Here is a 23863-nt window from a genome sequence, read left to right as displayed (position 1 = left end):
TCAGGCCTTGAGCTCGAAGGGTGCGGTCGCGCTGCGGTACTCGACCACGTCGGGCAGGATCCAGCTGGGCTTGTAGTTGCCTTTGTGGACGATGCGGTACGTGCCCGCGGCATCGGCCGGGATCTGCCACGACACCGTTGCCGAACGGCAGTTGATGCACAGCGCAATCGCCTTCCACTGAACCGTGGTGCCCCAGCGGCCGTCGCGTTCGATTTCCTTCCAGCTGCCGTCGGCCGCCTGCTTCTCGATGAAGAGGAACGAGTCGATGCTGCCCAGCCGGTTCATCGGATGGCTGCTCACGAAGGTGGCTTCGAGGAAGCGGCGCTTGTCGTCGGCCTGCAGCTTGCCGTTGACTTCGTGCTGCACCACCTGCGGCCCCTTCAGCACCACGCCCATGCCCGAGAACAGCGGCACGCCGTCCCAGGGGACGGCTGCGGGGAGCTTGTCTTCGGGCGTGCGCGCGGCTACGACCAGCGGGTCCTGCGGCGCGGGCACCACCGGCGTGACGCTGGGCTTCGCGTCGCTGGCGACCAGCGTGGCGGCCATCACATCGAGCGCCTGCGCGAGCGCCGGCTGCGTCCACTTGCCCCAGGCGGTGTAGCCGGACTCGTATTGCTTGCTGTCGTATTCCTCCGGCGTCACGACATAGCCGCCGGTGCTGTCGACCTGCAGGCTGGGCACCGTGCCGGAGCTGTAGCCGACGGCGATGACGTCGTCCACGCCCGCGTTCAGCGTTGCCGCGAGGTGGCGACGGATGCGGTACTGCGTCATCGTCGTCAGCTCGAAGGGTGTGAAGGCCAGCGTCAGCGAACCGAGCTTCACCACCTGCAGCGAGGTCGGCCCGGGCACCAGTGCCGCGAGCACGTCCTTGCGCCCCTGGCACTCGCGCACGTCGCTGGTGATCGGCTGGTAGGAGGCGTCGAGCAGCGGCTTCACGATCGCGGGAACCAGCGGCAGGTTGATGAGGATGCTCACGATCTGCGCGAGGCTCGTGCGGTTGTCGGCGCCCTCCTGCGCGAGGATCGAGCCCATGTCCTCGCTGCTGCCCGCCGCGAAGGCCGAGCCCCAGGCGGGGTCGCAGGTCGCCTGGTCGCCGTGACCGCCGGTGTACTTGCCGGACACCGCGATCTTCGCGAAATCGACGGCCTTGTACTGGTAGTTCAGCCGCTGGTTGGACGGCACGCCGGCATCGACCGGTTTCCCGGCGACGGCATCCGCAACCAGCAGCGACTTCGCCGCCGCGAAGAGCTTGTCCCCCGTATCGCGCATGCTCTCGAAGGGCCCGAGCGTGCTGGAGCCACGGTTGCAGCCCCAGTCGTGGCGCGCCAGCACATGGGTCTTCCAGCTGACCCAGAACGGCGGATCGACGTCGTTGCAATTCTTGAAGTTGATGTTGGGCGTGACGTCGCCCGTGCCGGTCTGCGCGAACGCCGCGACGAAGCGCCTGCTGCCGGCCGGCCGGCCCTGGTCGACATCGTCTTCGAGCCGGCGCGCCGCGTGGCCGTAGTTGTCGGTGCTGATGAAGCTGAAGGCCTCGTCGATCATGTTGGTCGGATGCAGGCCGTAGAACATCAGCGCGCCGACGGCGGCGCCATTGCGCACGAAGCGCAGCTGGGTCATGCCGGTGTCGATGCGCTCGGGGAACACGGCCTGGTCCTCGGGCTTGTTCAGCACGAAGGCCTGCGCCGAGCGGTTGGCGCCCACGCCGCGCAGCTGGCCGCGGTTGACCTCGATGCTGCCGGGCGCCTTGTCGGCCATCGCCGCCTCGACGGCCTTCACCACGCCATCGACCTGGGCCTTGAAGAGCCGCGGGTTCGATGCATTGCCCACGTTCGGCACGCCGTGCGTATGCGTCATCGTCAGCACGAAGTTGTCGTCGGTGAAGCGGCCGGGGTAGCGGACCTGCAACTGCTGGAGCGCGACGCGCTTGAGGTTGCCGCTGGCCAGGCCCAGCTCCGCCACGACCACCATCACCTCGCGGCGCGACGCGCCGTCCTCGATGTCGAAGGCGCGCACGAACTGGCGCGACTGCAGGCCGTCGTAGGGCGGATCGAAGACGAAGCCCGCGCTCAGGCTGCCGAGCTCGACCGCGGTGATGTCGGCCTTGCCCACGCCGACGTCATAGCCCGCATGGGCCGCCTGCACGCCGGCCAGCAGGAGCGCGGCAGCGGCGGCCGTGCGCGCGAGCCATGCGGTTGGCCGCACGCGTTTTTCTTTCCATTGTTCTTTTTGTGTTGTGTCCATGGAAGTCTCCTTGTGCCGCATCGCGGCTGTTCGTTGACGGGGAACCTGCGTTGCTTCTTCTTAAGTGCCCTCCCGGTACACCGGCCAGTGGTCCTGCACCTTGCCGCCCCGCACGGTGACGAGATCGCCGAACTGCAGCAGCACGCCTTCGGCGATGGCGGGGCGCAGGAACACCTGGTCGTCCACCGCGAGGCCGGTGGCCGGCGAGCCGTTCACGTTCTCCTGGTTCGCGCTGTGGCCCAGGATGCCGTTGAACTGCAGCCCCTTGGGCGAGGCGTAGTCCGCGAGCCAGTAGCCGCCGTAGATGTAGTAGGTCTGGCGCTGGTTCACGTCCCACCACGAGAAGACCTTCGACTTGCCGTCGAGCGCCGGAATGGCCACCGGCCCGGTTGCCTTGATGACCGGCGTGGCGATGAACGCGGCGGGCTCGTGCGCGGCCAGCGTCTCGATGTCGTAGTGCGTGGGCTTGAGGAGGGCCGTGCCGGTGCTGACCTCGTTGCTCACCTTCTCCGCCTCGTGCAGCTTGTAGCTCGGACTGCCGCCGGTGTTGAGCGTGAGGCTGTCGTTCCACAGCGCCGGGTACTGGCCGCGCACGTGATCGACGAAGCCCTGGTAGATCGCCATCGCCTTGCCGAGTAGTTCTTCGGACGACCCGAGCACCTTCGGCACACCGAAGCCCACGTGCGCGTCGTAGCCCATGAAGCCCGCGAACTCGAGCTGCTGCGGGTTCGCGGCGATGAGGTCGAGCATCCGGCCGAGCGTGGCGTTGTCGGCCACGCCGCCGCGGTGCAGGCCCACGTCGATCTCGATGTTGATGCGCAGCTTGCTGCCGATGCCCTGCGCCAGCGCGAGGTACTGCTGCAGCCGCTCGGGTGTGTCGAGCAGCCACTGCAGTTGCCGCGACGGCTCGAACGGCCCCTTGAGCTTCTTGTAGAACAGCGCTGCCGATTGCACCGGCAGTGGCTTGCCCATCAGGATGTCGAAGTCCGGGAAGATTTCCGCATCGATGTTGAGGAAGGGCTGGTGAAAGGACATCAGCCGCTTCGTGCCGGAGCGCTTGGCCACGTAGTCGATGAGCGCATGCGAAGGCAGCGACTTCTCGACGATGCGGTAATGCTTGCCGCCCTGGCGCAGGCTCTGCGTCACGCGGTCGATGTTGCGGTCCATGCGGTCCAGGTCGATGACCATGCAGGGGCGCATCGGGCCGTTCTTCTTCAGCTCGTCGTTGAGCGCGCGAAAGTAATCGTCGTGCGGCGCGCCGTTGTCGCCCGGCCGCAGCGCGAAGGCACCGACGGTGCCGACAGCGGCCGCGCCGAGCGTGCCCAGGAGGATCTTTCGACGGCTCATGCGGTCACCCCGAAAAGTTGACGCAGATACGGGTTGAGCATGCGCCCCTCCGGGTCGAGCCGTGCGCGCAGCGCGAGGAAGTCGTTCCAGCGCGGATACAGCGCCGCGAGTTGCGGTGCCTTCAGGTCGTGCAGCTTGCCCCAATGCGGCCGACCCTGGTACTTGCGGTAGATCGGGCCGATTTCCGAGAGCAGGTAGTCATACGGCTCGCCCTGCGCGGCATGCACGGCAATCGAGCAGCTGTCGCGCTGGTGGAACGGGCTGAGCCACGCGTCATCGGCCTTCACGAAGCGGAACTCCAGCGGAAAGAACACGTCGTTGCGCCGCTCCAGCGCGGCGATGACTTCGCGTACGCAGGCGATGCCGTCGGCGCGCGGCACATGGCACTCGGTCTCGTTGAACTTGGTGGGGCGCTGCGTGGAGAGCAGCTTCCACGAGCGGTTCTTCGCTTCCTCGGTCTGCTCGCCGTCGATCAGCTTGCCGGCGACCCAGCGGCGCAGCGACGGGAACCAGCCGAGCCAGTCGCGCAGGCGCTTGAGGTCGCGCAGCATGTCTTCGTCGGCCGAGGGCGACTGGACCGTGTCGGTGCCGGTGTAGAGGTCGTTGGTGATGCCGGCCGCATAGCCGGTGAAGGGCAGGTAGTAGAACTCGAAGTTGCGATGCTTTTCGGCGAGCGCGGGTGCCCCGTCGAGCATCGCTTGCAAGGGCTTGAGGAACACGCGGCGGTGCAGGTTGAAGGCGGGCACCACGCGCACCGTGGCCTGCGTGATCACGCCCAGGCTGCCGAGCGACACGCGCGCGGCGGCGAGCAATTCGGGGTTGCGATCGGTGCTGCATTCGAGCACCTCGCCGCCCGGCGTCATGAGCCGCAGGCCCACCACGTCCGCATGCAGCGCGGGCAGGTCCTTTCCGGTGCCATGCGTTGCGGTGGCGATGGCCCCCGCCAAGGATTGAGCGTCGATGTCGGGCAGGTTGCGCAGGCCCAGGTGCTGCGCGTCCAGCGCACGCGACAGCAGCGCAAGGCGCGTGCCGGCGTGCAGCGTCACGGTCTGCGCTTGTGCGTCGCTTGCGACGATGCCGGACATGCGGTCGAGCGAGATCAGCGTGGCGTCGGTCGGCACCAGCGCTGTGAACGAGTGGCCTGCGCCGACGCAGCGCGCACCGCCCGCGCTGGCCTTGCGCAATGCCGCCGCGAGTTCGGCTTCGTCGCCCGGCGTCTCGATGGCCTTGGGCGTGCAGCGTGCGATGCCAGACCAGTTCGTCCAGCCGGGGGCGGGCGTTGTTGTTGCGGCCGTTGGCGCGACGGCGTCTGCCGCGGCGCGTGCCTCGATGCCGCTGCCGGCGAATGCGGCTGTGACCGCGATGCCCGCACCCGCTTTCAGCACCGTGCGGCGGCGCTCGCTGTGCGTGGGTGGCGCGTTGTCGTTGCTCATTTCCGTTCTTCCCTCCCTTGGCTCATGAAGACGATCAGCGCGCGCATGTCGGCTTCGCTGCAATCCGCGCACAGGCCTTTGGGCGGCATCGCGTTGAAGCCTTCCATCGCGTGCTTCACGAGCACATCCATGCCCTTGTCCAGGCGCGGCTTCCATTGCGCGATGTCGCCGGTCAGCGGCGCCTTGGCGTCGATGGATGTGTGGCACGCGAGGCACGAGCGCTCGTAGCGCGCGCGCAGTTCGGCGGATTCGGGCCGCAGCGATTCGGCGCGCTGGATGTCCGATGCGGAAGGCGGCTGTGGTGCCTCTTCCTTGCAGGCCGCGAGACCCGCGAGAAGGACCACCGTGAGAAAGAAACGAGAGACGAGTCGCATGCGTTCGCTGCCTGCCTAGAAGGTGTGGCGGATGCCGATGGTGGTGCCGGTCTGCGTGCGCGCGACCGTCGGGCTCTGCGCATTGATGCCCACGAGCTGCGCGCCGATCAGGCCGCCCCGGTACACCGAGTGATCGACTTCGGCATAGAGCATGGTCCGCTTCGACAGCGCATACCCCGCAACCAGCTGGTACTGGCTGGCCGAGCCGTCGAAGTCGCTCGTGTAGCCGCGCTGCCGCGTGAACCACACATTGGCCGCGAGCGTGAGCAAGGGTGTGGCCTTGTAGGTAATGCCGCCCAGGATCATCCGTCGCTTGCTGAAGCCGCCGGGGATGGTGGGGTCCACCGTCTGCATCGGCGAGATGATGCCCAGCCCCGCGAGGTCGACCGCGCTGAACGGGCCGTTCGCGAACGAGGTGAAGTCGTTGTCGCGCCGGTTCTCGATGTAGCCGGCCTGCAGCGTGGCCGATTCGCCGAGCCTGAACTGCGCGCCGGCCGTGTAGATGTCGAACTTCGCGTTGGTGTTGTCGTCCTTGGTGCGCATGAGCGCGCCGGCCAGCTTGACCGGTCCGTTCTCCGGCACATAGGCCACGCCCACGCCGTACTGGCTGCCGCGCTTCGAGGAACCCTCGCCCTCGCCGATGGCGTACTGCGCGAGCAGCACCACGTCGCCCAACTGCGCGCCCCAGTGAATCATGTTGTTGGTCTTGCTCGCGGCCAGGAGGGTGTGCTCGGGCTTGAAGGCATTGAAGTAGTCGGCCCAGAGGTTGGAGCCGTAGGCGAGCGAGGCCGCCTCCATCGCCACGTTGTACTGCCGCCCCAGCGTGAGCTGGCCCCACGACTGCGACACCAGCCCCACCGAGGCGATCTGCATGTACTGCGAGCCGTCCTTGGGAAGCGGGTCGCCGTTGCGCAGGTCGAAGTGGCTCTCGAGCTGGAAGATCGCCTGCAGCCCGCCGCCGAGGTCTTCGGTGCCCTTCACGCCCCAGAAGCTTTCCGACATGCCGCCTTCCCTTGTCATGCGCAAGCGCGAGCGGGTGTTCACGGGCGCGCCGTCGGCGCCGTAGTCGGTAGCGTGCGTCTCGTAGCGCAGGCCGGCATCGACCGTGCCGTACAGCGTGAGGCTGCTTTGCGCCGACGCGGTGCCGGCACACAACGGCAGCGCCCATGCGGCCACCGAAAGGGGGATTCGTCTCGTCATGTTGTTTCCTTCATCTGCCCAAGCCATGCAGCTCTTTGCTGGAAGTGCGCCGTGTTTCCGGCGCGGGGCGGATGCTAGAACGATGATCTGAAAAAATCCAGTGTTTTATTTGGAATCGATGTTCTCGATGATTTCTGTGGCCTTAGGTTTTCAGGCGCGCAAAAGCAAACGCGCCCTGAAAGGGCGCGTTGCGTGGTGTTGCGTGGCGGCTCGCGGGCCGCGGTGTCAGCCGGCGTTGGAGGGCGGCGGCTCGACCGGCAGCGCGCGCTTGTGCGCGCTCTTGCGGTGCGTCGACAGGATGATCGCGCGCGCCGCGGCCGACACCGGCTTGCCTTCGAGGAAGTCGTCGATCTGTTCGTAGGTGACGCCGAAGGCGTCTTCGTCGGGCTTGCCCGGCACCAGCGATTCGAGGTCGGCGGTCGGCACCTTGTAGACCAGTTCGTCGGGCGCACCGAGCAGCGCGGCCACGGCACGCACGCGGCGCTTGTTGAGTCCGGTGAGTGGCGTGATGTCGGCCGCGCCGTCGCCGAACTTGGTGAAGAAGCCCATCAGCGCCTCGGCCGCATGGTCGGTGCCGATGACGATGCCGTCGTGCGCGCCGGCCACTGCGAACTGCGCAATCATGCGCTGGCGCGCCTTGATGTTGCCGAGCACGAAGTCCTCGTGCGCCGCATCGCGGAACTTCAGGTCGCCGGCCTTCAGCGCGGCGAGCATGCCGTCGGCCGCGGGGCGGATGTCGACGGTGATCGTGCGGTCGGGCTTCATCACGGTGAGCGATCGCTGGGCTTCGGCTTCGTCCCTCTGCACGCCGTAGGGCAGGCGCATCGCGATGAAGGTCGCGTCGTAGCCTTCGCTGCGCAGCTTCTCGACGGCGCGCTGCGCAAGGCAGCCGGCGGTCAGAGAATCGACGCCGCCGCTGATGCCGAGCACCAGCGTCTTCAGGCCGGTGCCGCGCAGGTAGCTCGCGAGAAAGTCGGTGCGCCGCGCCAGTTCGGCGGCGGCATCGAACACGGGGGCCACGTGCAGCGCCGCGATGATCTCGCGCTGCGTGGCATCGACGGGGGACAGGTCAGCACTCATGATGTTTGCAGGTGTAGATGAAGAAGATCAGAAGTCGACCAAGCTGAGACCGATGCTGAGCACGGTGCGCTTGCGGTTGTAGTCCACCAGCGTGTCGCCGTAGCCATGGAACAGCTGCGTGTGGAAGCGCAGGTTGCTCTTGGTCGGATCGCCGATGGCCTTGAGCCATTCGAGCTTCACCGAGCCTCGGCCACTGTCGCGCAGGTTGTTGCGCACGGTCACGCCGAGCGTGTTGTCGCGATTCAGGTTCCAGCGGCCGGTGATCTCGGCGCGGCCGATGTAGTCGGCGATGTCGGGGTTGTCGTCCTTCGCTGCATCTTCCGAGATGCGCTTCCAGATGCGCCCGGTGATCTGGAACTTGTCGCCCAGCTCGGCGCCGCCCATCAGGTAGACGCGGTTCCAACTGCGCGACAGCGGCAGGCTCTGGCCATTCGATTGGTGCACGATACCGAGGCCCGCATAGCGCCAGCGCCAGCCCCCGGGCAGGTGGAAGTCGGTCGGGTAGACATACATCAGCTCGGGCTCGTGATCGGTGGTGCGGAACGGCCGCGAGATCGCACCGTTGAACAGCTGCCAGGTCGACTGCTGCGAATAGGCGAACCACAGCGAGTCTTTCTTGATCGGGTCGTTCTGCGTGAGCATGCCCTGTGCGAGCTTGGTGCGAACCGACAGGCCGATGCGCATCTCGTTGGCCTGGTAGGCGACGGGCTCGCCGGTGTGGTCGGGCGAGGGCGAGGTGGGCACCTGCGGCTTTTTTGTCGCGGCCGAGGCAGCGACGTAGAGAGGCCGGTAGCCGCGGAAGCCGAAGGTGCCGCAGTCGGTGGCGTTCTCCAGCTCCCAGAAGCGCGAGAGCGCCGAGTACTGTTGGTCGCGGCAGCCCTCGGTGGTGGCCACCGAGATCACGCGGGTGGCGGGGATCGCGCCGTCCACCGGCGGCGCCTGCGTGCTGGCCAGCACCGGTGGCGCGACGGGCACCGACACCGAAGGCAGCGTCTGCTGCTGCGCCCAGCGATCGAAGCAGGCCAGGCGCGCATCGTTGTTGTTGCCGAGCGCGGCGCATTGCTGCCAGGTGAGCTGCGAATCGGCCAGCGGGCTCGCGGGTTTGTCGACGGCCTGTGCATACGCGGCCGCGCTGCCCAGGCAAGCCGCGAACGTCATGAACGTCGCTGAGAACGCATGTGTGCGTGTGGTCATTGTTTTCCTTCCGAACCGCCCGTTTTGATCAGCACGAACGGGTGCGTGCTTTCGTCCGCGGCGTTGCGCCACGTTCCCCTGAATTCGCGGCCGCACGAGCGCGGCTGCAGCGTACCGGCCCAGTTGCCGCTGATGGCGCGGCCGTCCAGCGATTCGTCGATGGAGAGGGCGCCCTCGTCGTCGACGTCGCCCGCGAGCTGCGCCACCGAAGGTTTGGCGCCGCCATCGGCGCTGCGCGTGATCGTGCCGCGCACGCCGGCGTAATCGGGATGCTTGCCCAGCTGCACGACGGACACGGTGGGCAGGCCGTCGAAGCGCGCTTCCCAGCGGCCGTAGAGCGATGTCAATGGCAGGTCGCGCGCGTCGGTGGGGCAGTTGGGATCGACCGCGGCACAGCCGGTGATCGCAAGCGCGGCGAAGGCAGCGAGCAGCGCTTTCATGGCGCCGCCGCGGCGGCCGCCTTTGCCGCCGCGCTGTCCTGTGCCTTCTGCGCAAACTCGGCGCGCAGCGCCTTGAGTTTTTCGCGTGGGTCTTCCTTCGTGGTGGTCTTGTCCAGGCCCATCTCGGCGATGAAGCGGCTCGGCAGGCAGGGCACCATGTCGCGGCCTTGCTTCCTCTTCTTGGTCCAGCTCACGGCCAGGCTGCGCTGCGCGCGGGTGATGCCCACGTACATCAGGCGGCGCTCTTCCTGCAGGCGCTGCGTCGTCTCGTCGCTCACCACCTTCTGGCGGCCGTTGTCGTCGTCGAGCTTGAAGGGCAGCATGCCTTCGGTCACGCCGATCAGCACCACATGCGGCCACTCCAGGCCCTTGGAGGCGTGCAGCGTGGAGAGCGTGACCACGTTCTGGTCCTGCTCGCGCTCGCTGATGGTCGAGAGCAGCGAGATGGTCTGCGCCACCTCGAGCAGGCTCTTGCGCTCGGTCTCGTCGTTGTCGTTGGCGCCCGAGGCGTCGTCCAGCGATCCGCCGGCGCGCTGCGACATCCAGTCGACGAACTCCATCACGTTGTTCCAGCGCGTGGCGGCGGCGGCCTCGCTCTCCTCGCCGTCGTAGAGATGGCGCTCGTAGTCGATCTCCTTGAGCCAGTCGAGCATGAAGGTGCGCGAGGCCTCGGCGCCCATGGTGCGGCGCGCGCGGTATTCCAGGTCGTTGATGTAGCGGCCGAACTCGTGCACGCCTTCGAGCGTGCGCTTGGGGATCACGCTGGGCAGCGAGGGGCTGAACAGCGCCGCGAACAGGCTCAGCTTGTACTGGCTCGCAAAGGTGCCCAGGCTCGCGAGCGTGGTGTGGCCGATGCCGCGCTTGGGCGTGGTGATGGCGCGCAGGAACGCGGGGTCGTCGTCGTTGTTGACCCACAGGCGAAACCAGCCGCACAGGTCCTTGATCTCGGCCCGGTCGAAGAAGCTCTGGCCGCCCGACACCTTGTAGGGAATCTGCGCGCGGCGCAGCGCCTGCTCCAGCACGCGCGCCTGGTGGTTGGCGCGGTAGAGGATCGCGAAGTCGCGGAACTCCTTGTACTGCTTGCCCTGCGTGGTCGCATCGCCCGCGCGCAGGCTCACGATGCGCGCCACCGCGCGCTCGGCCTCGTGCAGTTCGGTGTCGGCATCGACGACGCGCACCGGCTCGCCTTCGCCCAGCTCGGAGAACAGCGTCTTGGGAAACAGCTTGGGGTTGGGGCCGATCACGTTGTTGGCCGCACGCAGGATGGCGCTGGTGGAGCGGTAGTTCTGCTCCAGCTTGATGACCTTGAGCGTCGGATAGTCGATCGGCAGCTTCTTCAGGTTGTCCAGCGTGGCGCCGCGCCAGCCGTAGATCGACTGGTCGTCGTCGCCCACGGCGGTGAAGCGGGCGCGGTCCCCGGCCAGGGCTTTCAGCACTTCGTACTGCGTGGCGTTGGTGTCCTGGTATTCGTCCACCAGGATGTGGCCGAGCGCCGCCTGCCACTTGGCGCGCACTTCGGGAAACTCGTGCAGGAGCTTGAGCGGCATGCCGATCAGGTCGTCGAAGTCGACGCTCTGGTAGGCCTGCAGCCGCTCCTCGTAGTGGCGCATGACCTCGGCCGTGATGCGCTCGTTGTCGTCCACCGCGGCGGCGGCGGCCTGCCGGGCATCGAGGCCCATGTTCTTCCACTTGCTGATGGTCCACTGCCAGATGCGGGCGGTGGCGATGTCGGTGGTGCCGCCGGCGTCCTTCAGGATCTTGGTCACGTCGTCGCTGTCCAGGATGCTGAAGGCGGGCTTCAGGCCCAGCACCGCGCCGTCTTCGCGCATCATGCGCACGCCCAGCGCGTGGAAGGTGCAGACCACCACCTTGCGTGCGTCCCGGCCGATCAGGTCCTTGGCGCGTTCGCGCATTTCAGCGGCGGCCTTGTTCGTGAAGGTGATGGCCGCGATGCGCTTGGGTTCGAGGCCGGCCTGGATCAGCCGGCCGATCTTGTGCGTGATCACCCGTGTCTTGCCCGAGCCCGCGCCTGCCAGCACGAGGCAGGGACCGTGCATGTAGTTGACCGCTTCTTGTTGCGCGAGATTGAGACCGTGGGACATGGGGGAGGGGAACGGGGAACGCCGTGGGGAACGGCAGGCGGAAAGCGGGCAATGATACGGGGCCGGACCCTCTGGACGTTGTAGGCGGGACACGCAGGAAAGGGGCCAGGCGGGCCAGGCGCAAGCGGGGGCAAACGACAATCGGGCGGTGCTGCCTGTATTTCTTGTAACTTTCCCTTTCTTCGCGCTGATCGCGGCCGGCTACGCCGCCGCCCGCGCCCGCCTCCTGCCGCTGGAGGCGATTCCCGGCCTCAACACCTTCGTGCTGTATTTCGCGCTGCCGTGCATGCTGCTGCGCTTCGGCGCCGGCACGCCGATCGCGCAGCTGCTCGACGGCAGCGTGGCACTCATCTGGGGCGCGAGCGCGCTGGCGGTGGTGGCGGGCGTGGTCATGCTGACCCGCAACGCGCGCATCGGCTGGAACGACGCGGCCTTTGGCGCGCTGGTGGCCGCCTTTCCGAACACCGGCTTCATGGGCGTGCCGCTGCTGGTCGCGATCCTCGGCGCGCAGGCGGCCGGGCCGATGATCATCACGATCGCGTTCGACCTGGTGGTGACCTCGTCGCTCTGCATTGCGCTGTCGCGGCTCGATGGCGCCGGCGGCGCGGGGCGGCAGGGGGCCTCTCAGGCGGCGCGCAAGGCGCTGCGCGGGATCGTCGTGAACCCGATGCCGTGGTCGATCCTGCTGGGCGTGCTGCTGTCGGCCGCGCGCTGGCAATTGCCGGGACCCATCGATCGCACCGTGGCCATGCTCGCGGATGCGGCCTCGCCGGTGGCGCTCTTCACCATCGGCGCGGTGCTGGCGCGCTCCGCGTTGCTGGCGCGCGAGCACCAGGCCAGCGCGGCCGTTGCCGAAGCCATGGGGACGGGCCGCACACCGATGCGCAAGGCTCCGCTGTCCGATGTGCTGCCGGTGGTGGCGGTCAAGCTGCTGCTGCATCCGCTCCTGGTGTGGGCGCTGGGCGCCGGCGCCATCGCGCTGGGCCTGCCGCTCTCGCACGCGGCGCTGGTGGTGATCGTGCTCGTCGCGGCGCTGCCGAGCGCGAGCAACGTGTCGATGCTGGCCGAGCGCTTCGGCGCGGACAACGGCCGCATCGCACGCATCATCCTGTGGACGACGGTGGCGGCGTTCTTCAGCTTTCCGTTTGCGGTCGGCGTGCTGCGCTGACGGGCTGGCTACGGCGTGAGAACGCCGAGCTTGTACGGGTCGGCATCCGAGAGCCGCTCGCACTTGGAGAAATCGCGGCCCTGCGTGCCGTCGCAGTAGTAGGCGTTGTAGATGCGGCCGAAGAGGGTGGGGCTCGCGGTGAAGAGCACGCCGTGATCGGGCTGCCAGTTGTCTTTCAGGGGCGGGACACTGGCCTCCACCGATTTCGCCGTCGCCGTGCCCGCCGTGGTGGCGGTTGCGGGCGTGAAGTCGGCCAGTGTCTTGTGGGCTTCGTCGCCGCGCCAGCGCACGGCCAACTCGGCCGCGGTGGGGCGCGCGGCCACCGGCAGCAGGATGCCGTTGACCTGGAAGCCGTAACCGAATCGATGCGTCTTGCCCGCAAGGAACGCGTACGCGCAGGCGGCCATGCACTGGCCGCGGATCTCGGTGTCGACGCCGCTCGCGCGAATGGCATCGGCAAAGGCGCCTGCCGCATCGGCGGTGCCGCCGGAGAGGTCTTCGAACACCACGGTGCGCACGGTGCCGCTTGCCAGGTGGTCGGTGAAGGTCTTGATCGCGCTGCCGTCCAGCATGCCCGACACCACCAGTTCGCGGCCTTGCAATTCGATGTCCGCGGCGACGGCGGCAACGGGTGTGCCGGCCATGCCGGCAACGGAGGCGATGCACGCAAACGAGAGGACCCAACCAGGAAGAGACGACGATTTCACGGCGACCTTTGCGTGTGAGCGAGCGAGCTTGCTTCGAACCCGGAGCCCGCGTCGAGTTCGCGGGTTTACTGCGCGTTTACAGCTTGAACAGCCTCATGGCATTGCGTCAACACTTTTTGCAGATTATTTCTGGGTAATCGCAGGGCAGGCCGTAAGTCGTAGGCATCGATATGCCTTCAGTTGAATGCTTGAGTTTGCAGATGCGCTGCTACAGTGGTTCCAGGTCAAAGATGTCAACGATGTGAATAGGGCGCGCGATGGCAATACTGGTTCGCATCCTGCTGTGGGTGGCCTGGCTCGCCGGCGTGGGCTGGGTCTGGCATGTCGGTGTGCTCGGCACCGCCGCGTCGATCGCGCTGGGCGCGTTGAGCCTCGTGGTGTTCGCATGGCCGGGCAGCATTGCGCGGCGTCGCCATCACCGCGAGCTGCGCTATGTCGACATGGGCAAGGAGCCCACCGGCCACCACTGACTACCGAGTTCTTGGAATGAGCGCGACGCTGTCGTCGTCGTTTCAGGACGCAGCCTGCTGTTGCTGCATGCGCTGGAACTCGTGGCGCTTCATCGTGAGGTAGTCGCTCTTCTCGATTTCGTGGAGCTGCCTGGCGTACTGCTCCGTCGCATCGAACCACGCCGCAAGGCGCTGCTCCAGCTGGCCTGCGCCGGGCGCATCGAGGTAGCTGTCGATCGCCAGGTAGTAGCGCATGGTGTTGCGCTCCACCACGCCGCGCACGCCGCCGATGTAGCCGCCCTCTCCCGCGGGCGTGAAGCCGACCTTGTCGCTGCCCAGCGTGGCGAGGTAGCCCTTCATCGCGAGTCGCGCCGCCGTGCCGTAGGCATACGCATAGCGCAGGTGGATCGCCGTCTTGCCACCGTCGGCTGGTGCCGCTTCGAACACGATGCTGTAGTCGCGTGTGGAAAGCGGGCCGGTGTCCGCGCTCAGGCGCACGTTCAGGTAGTTCGCGTCTGCTTTTCCGGGCGTGTAGGCGAAGGCGATGGTCTGTGCATCCGACAGCGGCTGGTCGAACTTGCGGCCGATGGCCACCGCCAGCGTGGTGCCGCCGCCCTTCACCGCGCAGTGCTTGGTGTTGAGGTGGAGCATCAGCACCTGGCACCACGCGGCAGGCTCCCGCAGCGCGCCGCTCACGCGCGCGAAGGGATGGTCCACCAGCGCATAGACGTCGCCGCTCAACCGGTCCGCGGCTTCGCTCGATTGGAGTGCGAGGGGGCGGCGGAAGGCATTGCGCTCCAGTTGGGGTGCGAGCGCTTGCAGCTGCGCGCGCAGCGCGGCGGCCGGGCCGGTGGCTGCGGGCGGTTGTTGCGCAAGGGCCAGCATCGACATCGACAGCAGGACGAGGCCGGTGCCCGCCTGGCGGCGCATGGCGGAGATGAAGGTGTTCATGCCGGATGACCTTGGCGCTGCTCGCCCGAACACGGTGCAGGACAACCGGCTCAGATGCTGTGCGGATCGACGTCGACCAGCCAGCGGATGACGCCCTTGCCCTCGGGCGTGCGGCGCAGTTCGTGCAGCAAGGGCTGCCAGCTCGCGAGCAGACGTTGCAGCGCGGCGCGCGAAGGGCTTTCGATGAGCATCTGCGCGCGCTCCACGTCGGCCACGCGCTGGATCGAAAGCGGCACCGCGGGGTAGCGCGTGACGATGTCGGCGCCGGGCAATGCCTCGGCCGCATCGGCCGCGATGTTCAGGAAAGCCTGCGCCACCGACTGCTCGCGCGCATCGGCGCGCAGCAGCGCCTGGAATGCGAAGGGCGGCATGCCGGCGGCGCGGCGCTCGTCGAGCTGCTGCTTGGCGAACGCGGCGTAGTCATGCTTGCGCAGCGCCATGAAGAGCGGGTGCTGCGAGTGAAAGGTCTGGATCCACATCTCGGCCGTCGCGCCTTGTGCCGCGAGGTAGGCGGCGTCGCGTCCGGCGCGGCCGGCCGATTGCATCAGCAGGCTGAACAGCCGCTCGGGTGCGCGGAAGTCGCTGGAGAAGAGCGCGCCGTCGGGGTTGACCGCCGCCACCAGCGTGATGCGCCGGAAGTCGTGGCCCTTGGCGATCATCTGCGTGCCGACCAGCACGTCGACCTCGCCCGCATGCACCGCGGCCAGCTGCGATTCGAGCGCGCCCTGCTTCTTGGTGCTGTCGGCGTCGATGCGCGCGATGCGCACCGCGCTGCCGTCGGGCCGCTTCACCGCGGCGAACAGTTCGGCCAGGTGTTCCTCGAGCCGCTCGGTGCCGCGACCCACGGGCGCGATGTCGGGGTTGCCGCAGGCCGGACAGGCGCGCGGCACGCGTTCGGTGAAGCCGCAGTGGTGGCAGCGCAGCGTGCGGTCGATCTTGTGGAACACGCGGTAGGCGCTGCAGTGCGGGCATTCGCTCTTCCAGCCGCAGTCGCCGCAGGCCAGCACCGGCGCATAGCCGCGGCGGTTCAGGAAGATCATGCTCTGCTCGCCGCGCGCGATGCGTTGGCCGATGGCGTCGAGCAGCGCGCCCGAGAGCACCGTTTTCGGCGGCTGCAGGTTCATGTCGACCAGCCGCACCGCGGGCAGCTCGCCGGCGCCAATGCGCGATGGCATCTCCAGCCGCACGTAGCGCCCGCCCGGGTCGTCGCCCTCGGCGGGCCGGCTCTGGTGCCAGCTCTCGAGCGACGGCGTGGCCGAGCCGAGGATCACCTTCGCGCCCTCGCGCTGGCCGCGCCACACGGCGAGGTCGCGCGCCGAGTAACGCGCGCCTTCCTGCTGCTTGTAGCTCGGGTCGTGCTCCTCGTCGACCACGATGAGCTTGAGCCCCGGGATCGACGCGAACACCGCCATGCGCGTGCCCAGCACGATGCGCGCGGCGCCGCTGTGCGCGGCGAGCCAACTCGCCAGGCGCTGCGGATTCGTCATGCCGCTGTGCAGCGACACCACCGCCTCTTCGCCGAAGCGGGCCTTGAAGCGGGCTTCGAGCTGCGGCGTGAGATTGATCTCGGGCACCATCACCAGCGCCTGCGCCCCGGGGTCGCGCGCGAGCAGGTCGGCCACGCAGCGCAGGTACACCTCGGTCTTGCCGCTGCCGGTGCTGCCGACCAGGAGAAAGGTGCCGCTCTCCGCCTCGATGCGGGCGAGGGCGGCCGTCTGTTCCGGGCTCAGCGCGATCAGGTTGGCGGCTTCGGCGGTCTCGGCGACAGGGCCGGTCGTCGTCTTGCGCTTGAGGCGACGCGCGAGCTGCGTCGTCGTCAGGTCGCGCAGTTGCGGCGGCAGGGCGGCCAGGGCGATTTCGCCGATCGAGCGCTGGTAATAGCGCGCGGCAAAGGTCACGAGGTCGCGCCAGGCCTCGCCGAGCGGCGCCAGCGCGTCGAGCGCGGCGCCCACGGGCTTGAGGGCCATGTCGGGCTGTGCGCCGTCCAGGGAGACGGGCTCGTTCCAGACCACGCCCAGCACCTCGCGCCGGCCCAGCGGCACCCGCACCAGCGTGCCGGGCACGAGCGGCGCGGCACCGGCGTAGCTCAGCAGGTCGCCGAGCGCGGCGTGCGCCGGCGTCTGCACCGCGATGTCGAGACGCCATGCCAGGCCCGCCGGCGCGCTGTCAGGCGGCGGCGCAGCGGAATCGCCCGGGGTCGGGGCGTCCGTTTCGGGAGCGGGGCTGGCTGTAGGGATGGGGGACCTTCTTGGCAACGGTTGTTAATGCGACTTTGAACAAATCCACTTAAGTCGTTGATTTTCCAGTGCTTTGCCGGCCATCCAGAGTTTCTGTGGATAACTTTGTTGACAACAGGGCTCGACACGCTGGGGAGCCTTGAAAATCAAGGCTCTGGCTGGATTGCCCCAAAAAAAAGCAAAGTTCAAATCCTATATAAATCAACAACTTACGCGTGCTATTGGTTTGGGAGCAAAGAAGGCGGTGCCTCAGATAATCTTGCGCAGTGCAACACGCGTTTTGTGCATAAGTCGGGCCTCCTAGACCGTTTTTGGGCTTGACAAACGGATTCGGAGCGATTTTCCTGGGGCGTCCCGCGCGTTCGCGTGACCCGCCCCGCCGTCACAGTTTCAACCGCGCAGGGCGCGCGACTGCGTGTGGACCGCGTCGACCAGCGCCGCCACATGGTCGGGCGGCGTGAACTGGCTGATGCCGTGGCCCAGGTTGAAGATGTGCGTCGGCCCTGGTGCGTTGCGGTCGGCGTGCGGCTTGCCGAAAGCCTGCAGCACCTTGGCCACCTCGGCTTCGATCTGCGCGGGCGGCGCGAACAGCACGTTCGGGTCGATGTTGCCCTGCAGCGCCTTGGCCTTGCCGTCGGTGCCTTCGGCAATCTGGCGGCGCGCGGTGGCGAGGTTCACGGTCCAGTCCACGCCGAGCACTTCGCAGTCGAGCGCGCGCATGGCCTCCAGCCACAGGCCGCCGCCCTTGGTGAACACGATGCGCGGCACGGGCTGGCCGTCGGCGCCGGTGCGCTTGAGGCCCGCGAGCACGCGGGCCGTGTAGGCGAGGCTGAATTCCTGGAAGGCGCCGTCGGCCAGCACGCCGCCCCAGCTGTCGAAGACCATCACGGCCTGCGCGCCCGCGTCGATCTGCGCATTGAGATAGGTGGCGACCGAATCGGCGTTCACCGCGAGGATGCGGTGCATCAGGTCGGGGCGGCCGTAGAGCATGCTCTTCACGAGCCGGTAGTCGCTGGAGCCCGCACCTTCGACCATGTAGCAGGCCAGCGTCCACGGGCTCCCCGAGAAGCCGATCAGCGGCACCCGCCCGTCGAGCGCCTTGCGGATCGAGGCCACGGCGTCGAACACATAGCGCAGCTTTTGCATGTCGGGCACTTCGAGCGCGGCCACGGCCGCCTCGTCGCGCACCGGGCGGGCGAAGCGCGGGCCTTCGCCGGCCTCGAACGACAGGCCCAGGCCCATGGCGTCGGGCACGGTGAGGATGTCGGAGAAAAGAATGGCCGCGTCCAGCGGATAGCGCGCGAGCGGCTGGAGTGTGACTTCGGTGGCGTAGTCGGTGTTGGTCGCCAGCCCCATGAAGCTGCCGGCCTTGGCGCGCGTGGCGACGTACTCCGGGAGGTAGCGGCCGGCCTGGCGCATCAGCCAGACGGGCGTGTGATCGGTGGCCTGGCGCCAGCAGGCTCGCAGGAAAGTGTCGTTTTGCAGTGGGGCGAAAGGCATTTCCCAATTGTCGCAGGGGCTCGCGCCCGCGGACCGGGATCTGCTCAGACCACCGGCACGCGTCGCGAATCCGCCGGGCTCACGTTGCGCCGGTAGAGCACCAGCGTGGCGATCAGCCCGCAGATGGCGGCTGCCGTCATCCACAACCCCGGCGCGCCCTTGTCACCGGTCATCTCGATCAGCCCGGTCGCGATGGCCGGCGTGAAGCCGCCGAACAGCGCCGTCGCCAGGCTGTAGGCCAGCGAGAAGCCTGCCGTGCGCACGTTCACCGGCATCACCTCGGTGAGCGCCACCACCATCGCGCCGTTGTAGCTCGCATAGAGGAACGACAGCCACAGTTCCACTTCGAGCATGCGCGCGAAGCTCGGTGCGCCCACCAGCCACTTGAGCGACGGGTACGCGGTGAGGATGGTCAGCACGGTGAACAGGATCAAGAGCGGCTTGCGCCCCACGCGGTCCGAGAGCGCGCCCATGATCGGCAGCCAGATGAAGTTCGAGATCGCCACGCACAGCGTGACGATGAGCGCATCGGTCGTGCTCAGGTGCAGCACCGACTTGCCGAAGGTCGGCGTGTAGACCGTGATCAGGTAGAACGACACGGTGGTCATCGACACCAGCATCATCCCCGCGATGACGAGGCCCCAGTTGGCGACCATCGACTGGAAGATCTCGCGCGCATCGGGGCGGTGCTTGCGCGCCATGAACTCCTCGGTCTCCTGCAGCGAGCGGCGGATGACGAACAGCACCGGCACGATCAGGCAGCCGACGAAGAAGGGCACGCGCCAGTAGAAGTCGCCGATCTCCTGCGAGGTGAAGGTCACGTTGAGCCAGTAGCCGAGCGCAGCCGCCACGACGATGGCCACCTGCTGGCTGGCCGACTGCCAGCTCACGTAGAAGCCCTTGCGGCCCGGCGTGGCCATCTCCGAGAGATACACCGACACGCCCCCCAGCTCCACGCCCGCAGAGAAGCCCTGCAGCAGCCGGCCGATGAGCACCAGGAGCGGCGCGATGGCGCCGATGGTCGCGTAGGCCGGCACGCAGGCAATGAGCAGCGTGCCCAGCGCCATGAGCGCGAGCGTGACGATCAGGCCCTTGCGGCGGCCGACGCGGTCGACATACGCGCCGAGAAAGATCGCGCCCAGCGGACGCATCAGGAAGCCCGCGCCGAAGGTCATGAAGGTGAGCATCAGCGAGGCGAACTCGTTGCCCGCGGGGAAGAACGCCTTCGAGATCTGCGTGGCGTAGAAGCCGAACAGGAAGAAGTCGAACATCTCCATGAAGTTGCCGCCGGTCACGCGCAGGACGGTGGCGAATTTCGAGGAGGAAGCCGTGGTGGAGGAAGGGCGGGCGACCGCGCCTTGTTGCGCAGCGGAAGGCGCAGGATTCATCTTGTTGTCCCCTTGGGCGATGTGTGTCCGCCAAGGGTAGGCCGGGCTCCCCGACCGCTACCTGACCGCGGGAGTCAGGTAGCTGTCACTCGCAGAGTGACGACGCGCGTGCTTGCTTGCGTGCGCGTCAGGCTTTGTACTTGATCGAGCAGCCGTAGGGCCGCGTCGTGGCCGCCGAAATCGGCTTGCCGCCGAAGGCTTCGCCCAGCGCCTGGTTCACGTAGTTGGTCGCGGTCTTGATGTCGTCCGCGCGCGCCGATGCGATGCTGTCGATGCCGCCCGCATACACCAGCACGCCCTTGGGATCGATGATGAAGATGTGCGGCGTGGTGCGCGCGCCGTAGACCTGTCCGATGACGCCGTCCTCGTCCATCAGCACCGCGGTGGGCGCGGCCGATTGCGACTTCATCCAGGCATCGAGCGCGTCGGCCTTCAGGTAGTCGCTCGCAGCGCGCTCGGTGGAATTGATGGCCAGCCACACCACGCCCTTGTCGGTCGCGGCCTTTTGCGTGGCGGGCATGTTGCCGCTGCCGTAGTGCTTGCGCACGAAAGGGCAGCCGGGGTTGGTCCATTCGAGCACGACGAACTTGCCGGCGAAGTCCGAGAGCTTGTGCTTGGCGCCGGTGGTGTCGACGGCAACGAAGTCGGGCGCCTTCTGGCCCACGGCCGGTGCGGCAAAGGCGTTGGTGCCCATCAGGAAGGCCCCGCCGAGTGCGACAGCGGCGGCGACGACGGCACGGCGGGAGGCTCGGCTCAGGGCGGCGCGGGCATGGCGCGCGGCACGAAGGGAACGCGAGTCGGAGGTTGGCGAGAGAGACATGGCCAGCTTGAGCTCCATTAGAAAATTCCAAACAACAACTGCAGCTTAGAACCGTTTCTTCAAGTGCATGTGACAACCCATGTCACGCAGGTGGTCAAAGCGCGGCGAGTGCAGCGCGGACCTCGTCCTTACCCAAAATTTCCGTCAGCACGACCGGTGCCTTGCCCGGCGCCTGCAGCACGTAGACCGGCACGCCGCTGCGGCCGAGCGCGGTGAGCGCGGCGGTGATGGCGGGGTCGCGGCGGGTCCAGTCGGCACGCAGCATCGCGACCTTCTTGGCATCGAAATCGGCGAGCACCTCGGCATCGGCCAGCGTGCGCTTCTTGTTGTACTGGCAGGTCACGCACCAGGCGGCGGTGAAGTCGATGAACACCGGTTGGCCGGCGCTGGAGAGTTCACTCACGCGCTCGGCCGACCACGGTTGCCAGCGCTGGTTCGCGGTGCTTGCTGCAGCCAGCTTGGCCGGCTCCACGACCTGCAGCAGGTTGCGGCCGATGGCGCCGGTCAGCACCGCGGTGAAGGCGATCAGCACGGTGGCAATCACGAGGCGCGTGCGGCCGCGCAGCGTGAACGCCCAGACGATGGCCGCGAGGCACACCAGCAGCGCAAGCAGCGTGCCCGCGCCGTCGATGCCGCTTTGCTGGCCGAGGATCCACACCAGCCATGCCACCGTGGCGAACATCGGGAAGGCCAGCAGGCGGCGCAGCGTGCCCATCCACGGACCCGGCTTGGGCAGCAGGTGCGCGACGGCGGGCACGAAGCCGGCCACGAGGTAAGGCAGCGCGAGCCCGAGGCCGAGCGCCACGAAGAGCAGCAGCGCCTGCGCGGCCGGCAGGCCGATCGCGAAGCCGAGCGAGGCGCCCATGAACGGCGCGGTGCAGGGCGAGGCGATCACCACGGCGAGCACGCCCGAGAGGAAGTCGTTGGCCAGCGGGTGCTTGGCCTGCGCGGTGCACATCGACGACGGCACCGCGTGGCCGAACTCGAACACGCCCACGAGGTTGAGGCCGATCAGCGTGAAGAGCGCCGCCAATGCCGCCACCACGCCGGGCGACTGCAGCTGGAAGCCCCAGCCGAGCTGCGCACCGGCCGCGCGCAGCGCGAGCATGGCGCCGCCGAGCGCGAGGAACGACAGCATCACGCCGCCCGTGTACGCGAGGCCCGCCTTGCGGTGCGCGCTGGCGTTGCCGGCCTGCCGCGCGAAGCCCAGCACCTTGATCGCGAGGATCGGGAACACGCAGGGCATGAGGTTCAGCAGCAGGCCGCCGAGCAGCGCGCCCAACAATGCCATGGCGAAGGTGCCGGTGGGCTGGGCCGGCAGGTCGGTGGTGGAACTGGCTGCGGCGTTCGCGGCATTGGCAGCGAGCGCGGCCTGCAGTGCGGGCGACACCTCGGCGCGCCCCGGCGTGGCGACGGCGGGCCAGGTGCCCGTGACCGGCGCTTCCGCGCGCCACGCCACCGGCTGGCCCGGCTGGCGGTCGGCCTCGGCGAGTGCGACCACCACCGGCATCACCGTGGGGCTCGCGCTGCGCTGGTCGGCCAGCGGCATCGTCGCGGTCCAGGTGTCGCCTTGCCAGCTTTGCGTCCAGTCCTTGCCGGAGACGGCCGCGGTGCGGATCACCTCGGGCGTTTCGGGGAAGAAGGCGAGCGTCTTGCCCTGCACGGCGGCCGGCAGGCCTTCGAGCCTGACTTGCAGGTTGTTGCCATTGACCTCGATGCCGCCCGGTTTGGCCAGCGGCTGGGGCTGGGCGGCATGTGCGGCATCGAACTCGGCCTTGTGCAGCGCGGTCGAGCCCTGCAGCGGCAGCGAGAGGGTGAATTCGCCCTCTTCGGGGATGCACTCCTTGCGGCAGACCAGCCAGGAGGCCTTGAGCTTCACGTCCATCGCGGGCGTGCCGCCGGCGAGCGCCATCGGTGGCTTGTAGAGCGTCGACACCTCCAGCGGCACCGGCAGCAGCACGGTGTTCTCGTAGCCGTAGTTGGCGAGGTTGCCGACCGGAATCTTCTTCGGGACCGGCCAGGCGATCTCGCCGGTCGAAACGCCGGCGGGCAGCGTCCACGTCAGTTCGGTGGGCAGGCCCGAATCGCCGGCGTTCTTCCAGTAGGTGTGCCACTCGGGCTGGTGCGTGATCTGCAGGCCGACCCAGGCCTGTGCGCCGGGCGTGACGCCATCGGGCGCGTGGGCGACCAGTTCGGCGCGCACATGGGGGGTGGTGACGACGGCCCCGGTCTTGGAAGCCAATTGCGCCGCAGCCGGCATGCTGGCTGCGGAAATTGCTATCAGAAGCGTAGCGAAATGGATGCGCGAAAAGATCATGCCGTCAGTCGGAGCAATAGGGCGAGGCGAAGTTCCGGGTTCTCGTCAGGCCGCGGCGGTCGCCCAGCCCAGCACCACGCGCCGGCTGTTGGCACTCTTTTTCTCGATCTTGGTGACGAGCACGGCGCCGATTTCCGAGGTGTTCGCAACATGCGTGCCGCCGCAGGGCTGGAAGTCGATCTGCGCGTCGCCTTCGCCACCGATGCGGATGGTGCGTACCGTGCCCGTGCCGCGCGGCGGCTGCACGCTCATGCTCTTGACGAGGGCCGGGTTCGCATCGAGCTCCTCGTCGGTGATGGCACCCACGGTCAGCGGATGCGCCGCCTCGACCAGGCGGGCGAGGCCGGCGGTAAGCGCTTCCTTGTCGAGCGGATCGGTCATGTGGAAGTCGATGCGCGCGTAGTCGGGCGTGATCGAGCAGCCGTTCACCGGTACGGGCACCAGGTGGCACAGCAGGTGGGAGGCGGTGTGAAAGCGCATCAGCCGGTGGCGGCGCTCCCAGTCGAGGCGGGCGGTGACGGTGTCGCCGGGCTTCAGCGCGGTCAGCAGGTCGGCCTGTTCGGGCGCCGGCACATGGAGGAATTCGTGGGTGGGCTGGCCTTCTTCATTCTTGGCCTTGCGAGTGTCGGCAATGACGACTTCGCGGCCGTCGGCCAAAGCCAGCACGCCGGCGTCTCCCGCCTGCCCGCCGCCCAGCGGATAGAACACCGTGCGGTCCAGCACGATGCCGGCTTCGTCGATGCGCAGGATGCGGGCTTCGCAGGTGCGCAGGTAGGCGTCGGCACGGAACAGGTCGTCGGTCATGCGGCGATGGTAGCGGCGATGCGCGATTGGGGTGGGCCCACGCCAGAAAGCGCCCACGACCGACAACCCCGGGGCCGGGCGCCAGTGGATGATCTGCCCGGTATGCGG

General features: G+C 68.0%; 19 protein-coding genes. 2 read left to right on the top strand and 17 right to left on the bottom strand.

What is annotated here, in order from left to right:
- The 9 genes from J2W23_RS26765 to J2W23_RS26725 form a co-directional block, all read right to left on the bottom strand.
- Positions 1–2244: a neutral/alkaline non-lysosomal ceramidase N-terminal domain-containing protein gene (locus J2W23_RS26765; protein ID WP_307650902.1), complete on the bottom strand. Its 2244-nt coding sequence runs from the start codon at positions 2242–2244 to the stop codon at positions 1–3.
- 60 nt (positions 2245–2304) lie between these two features.
- Positions 2305–3591, bottom strand: coding sequence for a DSD1 family PLP-dependent enzyme (locus tag J2W23_RS26760; protein WP_307650901.1), 1287 nt, complete (start codon positions 3589–3591; stop codon positions 2305–2307).
- Positions 3588–5024 carry a D-arabinono-1,4-lactone oxidase gene (locus J2W23_RS26755; protein ID WP_307650900.1) on the bottom strand — a complete coding sequence of 479 codons (1437 nt, stop codon included), beginning with the start codon at positions 5022–5024 and terminating at the stop codon, positions 3588–3590. The genes J2W23_RS26760 and J2W23_RS26755 overlap by 4 nt, the downstream gene beginning before the upstream one ends.
- On the bottom strand, positions 5021–5398 hold the full coding sequence (locus tag J2W23_RS26750; protein WP_307650899.1) for a c-type cytochrome: 378 nt from the start codon (positions 5396–5398) through the stop codon (positions 5021–5023). Before J2W23_RS26750 ends, J2W23_RS26755 begins: the two co-directional genes overlap by 4 nt.
- A gap of 15 nt (positions 5399–5413) precedes the next feature.
- The gene (locus tag J2W23_RS26745; protein WP_307650898.1) at positions 5414–6598 is read right to left on the bottom strand and encodes a porin; all 1185 of its coding nucleotides are present in this window, start codon (positions 6596–6598) and stop codon (positions 5414–5416) included.
- Positions 6599–6823: 225 nt separating this feature from the next.
- The gene (gene nadE / locus J2W23_RS26740; RefSeq protein WP_307650897.1) at positions 6824–7678 is read right to left on the bottom strand and encodes an ammonia-dependent NAD(+) synthetase; all 855 of its coding nucleotides are present in this window, start codon (positions 7676–7678) and stop codon (positions 6824–6826) included.
- 27 nt (positions 7679–7705) lie between these two features.
- On the bottom strand, positions 7706–8872 hold the full coding sequence (locus J2W23_RS26735) for a phospholipase A (protein WP_176659973.1): 1167 nt from the start codon (positions 8870–8872) through the stop codon (positions 7706–7708).
- The gene (locus tag J2W23_RS26730) at positions 8869–9312 is read right to left on the bottom strand and encodes a hypothetical protein (protein ID WP_176659974.1); all 444 of its coding nucleotides are present in this window, start codon (positions 9310–9312) and stop codon (positions 8869–8871) included. The genes J2W23_RS26735 and J2W23_RS26730 overlap by 4 nt, the downstream gene beginning before the upstream one ends.
- A complete protein-coding gene (locus J2W23_RS26725) occupies positions 9309–11414 on the bottom strand; it encodes an ATP-dependent helicase (RefSeq protein ID WP_176659975.1) in 2106 nt (701 codons plus the stop codon). Before J2W23_RS26725 ends, J2W23_RS26730 begins: the two co-directional genes overlap by 4 nt.
- 148 nt (positions 11415–11562) lie before the next feature.
- Between J2W23_RS26725 and J2W23_RS26720 the strand changes: the two genes are divergently transcribed.
- Positions 11563–12582 carry an AEC family transporter gene (locus J2W23_RS26720; protein ID WP_307650896.1) on the top strand — a complete coding sequence of 340 codons (1020 nt, stop codon included), beginning with the start codon at positions 11563–11565 and terminating at the stop codon, positions 12580–12582.
- Between the two features lie 8 nt (positions 12583–12590).
- Here the strand turns inward: J2W23_RS26720 and J2W23_RS26715 are convergent, their stop codons facing one another.
- Positions 12591–13226, bottom strand: a complete 636-nt coding sequence (locus J2W23_RS26715; protein ID WP_307650895.1) for a hypothetical protein — start codon at positions 13224–13226, stop codon at positions 12591–12593.
- 320 nt (positions 13227–13546) lie between these two features.
- Here J2W23_RS26715 and J2W23_RS26710 point away from each other — a divergent pair, with 320 nt between their 5' ends.
- Positions 13547–13759 carry a hypothetical protein gene (locus tag J2W23_RS26710; protein WP_176659978.1) on the top strand — a complete coding sequence of 71 codons (213 nt, stop codon included), beginning with the start codon at positions 13547–13549 and terminating at the stop codon, positions 13757–13759.
- A gap of 42 nt (positions 13760–13801) precedes the next feature.
- Here J2W23_RS26710 and J2W23_RS26705 read toward each other — a convergent pair whose 3' ends face one another.
- The 7 genes from J2W23_RS26705 to J2W23_RS26675 form a co-directional block, all read right to left on the bottom strand.
- The gene (locus J2W23_RS26705; protein ID WP_307650894.1) at positions 13802–14689 is read right to left on the bottom strand and encodes a hypothetical protein; all 888 of its coding nucleotides are present in this window, start codon (positions 14687–14689) and stop codon (positions 13802–13804) included.
- 50 nt (positions 14690–14739) lie between these two features.
- Positions 14740–16815, bottom strand: a complete 2076-nt coding sequence (gene priA / locus J2W23_RS26700; RefSeq protein ID WP_307650893.1) for a replication restart helicase PriA — start codon at positions 16813–16815, stop codon at positions 14740–14742.
- A 501-nt stretch (positions 16816–17316) separates the two neighbouring features.
- The gene (gene hemE, locus J2W23_RS26695; protein ID WP_176659980.1) at positions 17317–18426 is read right to left on the bottom strand and encodes a uroporphyrinogen decarboxylase; all 1110 of its coding nucleotides are present in this window, start codon (positions 18424–18426) and stop codon (positions 17317–17319) included.
- Between the two features lie 44 nt (positions 18427–18470).
- A complete protein-coding gene (locus J2W23_RS26690) occupies positions 18471–19814 on the bottom strand; it encodes an MFS transporter (protein WP_307650892.1) in 1344 nt (447 codons plus the stop codon).
- 127 nt (positions 19815–19941) lie between these two features.
- Positions 19942–20634: a redoxin domain-containing protein gene (locus tag J2W23_RS26685; RefSeq protein WP_307650891.1), complete on the bottom strand. Its 693-nt coding sequence runs from the start codon at positions 20632–20634 to the stop codon at positions 19942–19944.
- 94 nt (positions 20635–20728) lie between these two features.
- Positions 20729–22951 (bottom strand): protein-disulfide reductase DsbD family protein, encoded by a 2223-nt coding sequence (locus J2W23_RS26680; protein ID WP_373423990.1) that lies wholly within the window; start codon positions 22949–22951, stop codon positions 20729–20731.
- Between the two features lie 45 nt (positions 22952–22996).
- Positions 22997–23755, bottom strand: coding sequence for an alanyl-tRNA editing protein (locus J2W23_RS26675; protein ID WP_176659984.1), 759 nt, complete (start codon positions 23753–23755; stop codon positions 22997–22999).
- Positions 23756–23863: the final 108 nt, after the last annotated feature.

Origin of the sequence: Variovorax boronicumulans (assembly GCF_030812215.1) — a bacterium.
GTDB classification, from domain to species: Bacteria; Pseudomonadota; Gammaproteobacteria; order Burkholderiales; family Burkholderiaceae_C; genus Variovorax; species Variovorax boronicumulans_C.
The sequence above is the reverse complement of the archived record's forward strand: the minus strand, read 5'-3'. Positions and strand labels throughout refer to the sequence as shown.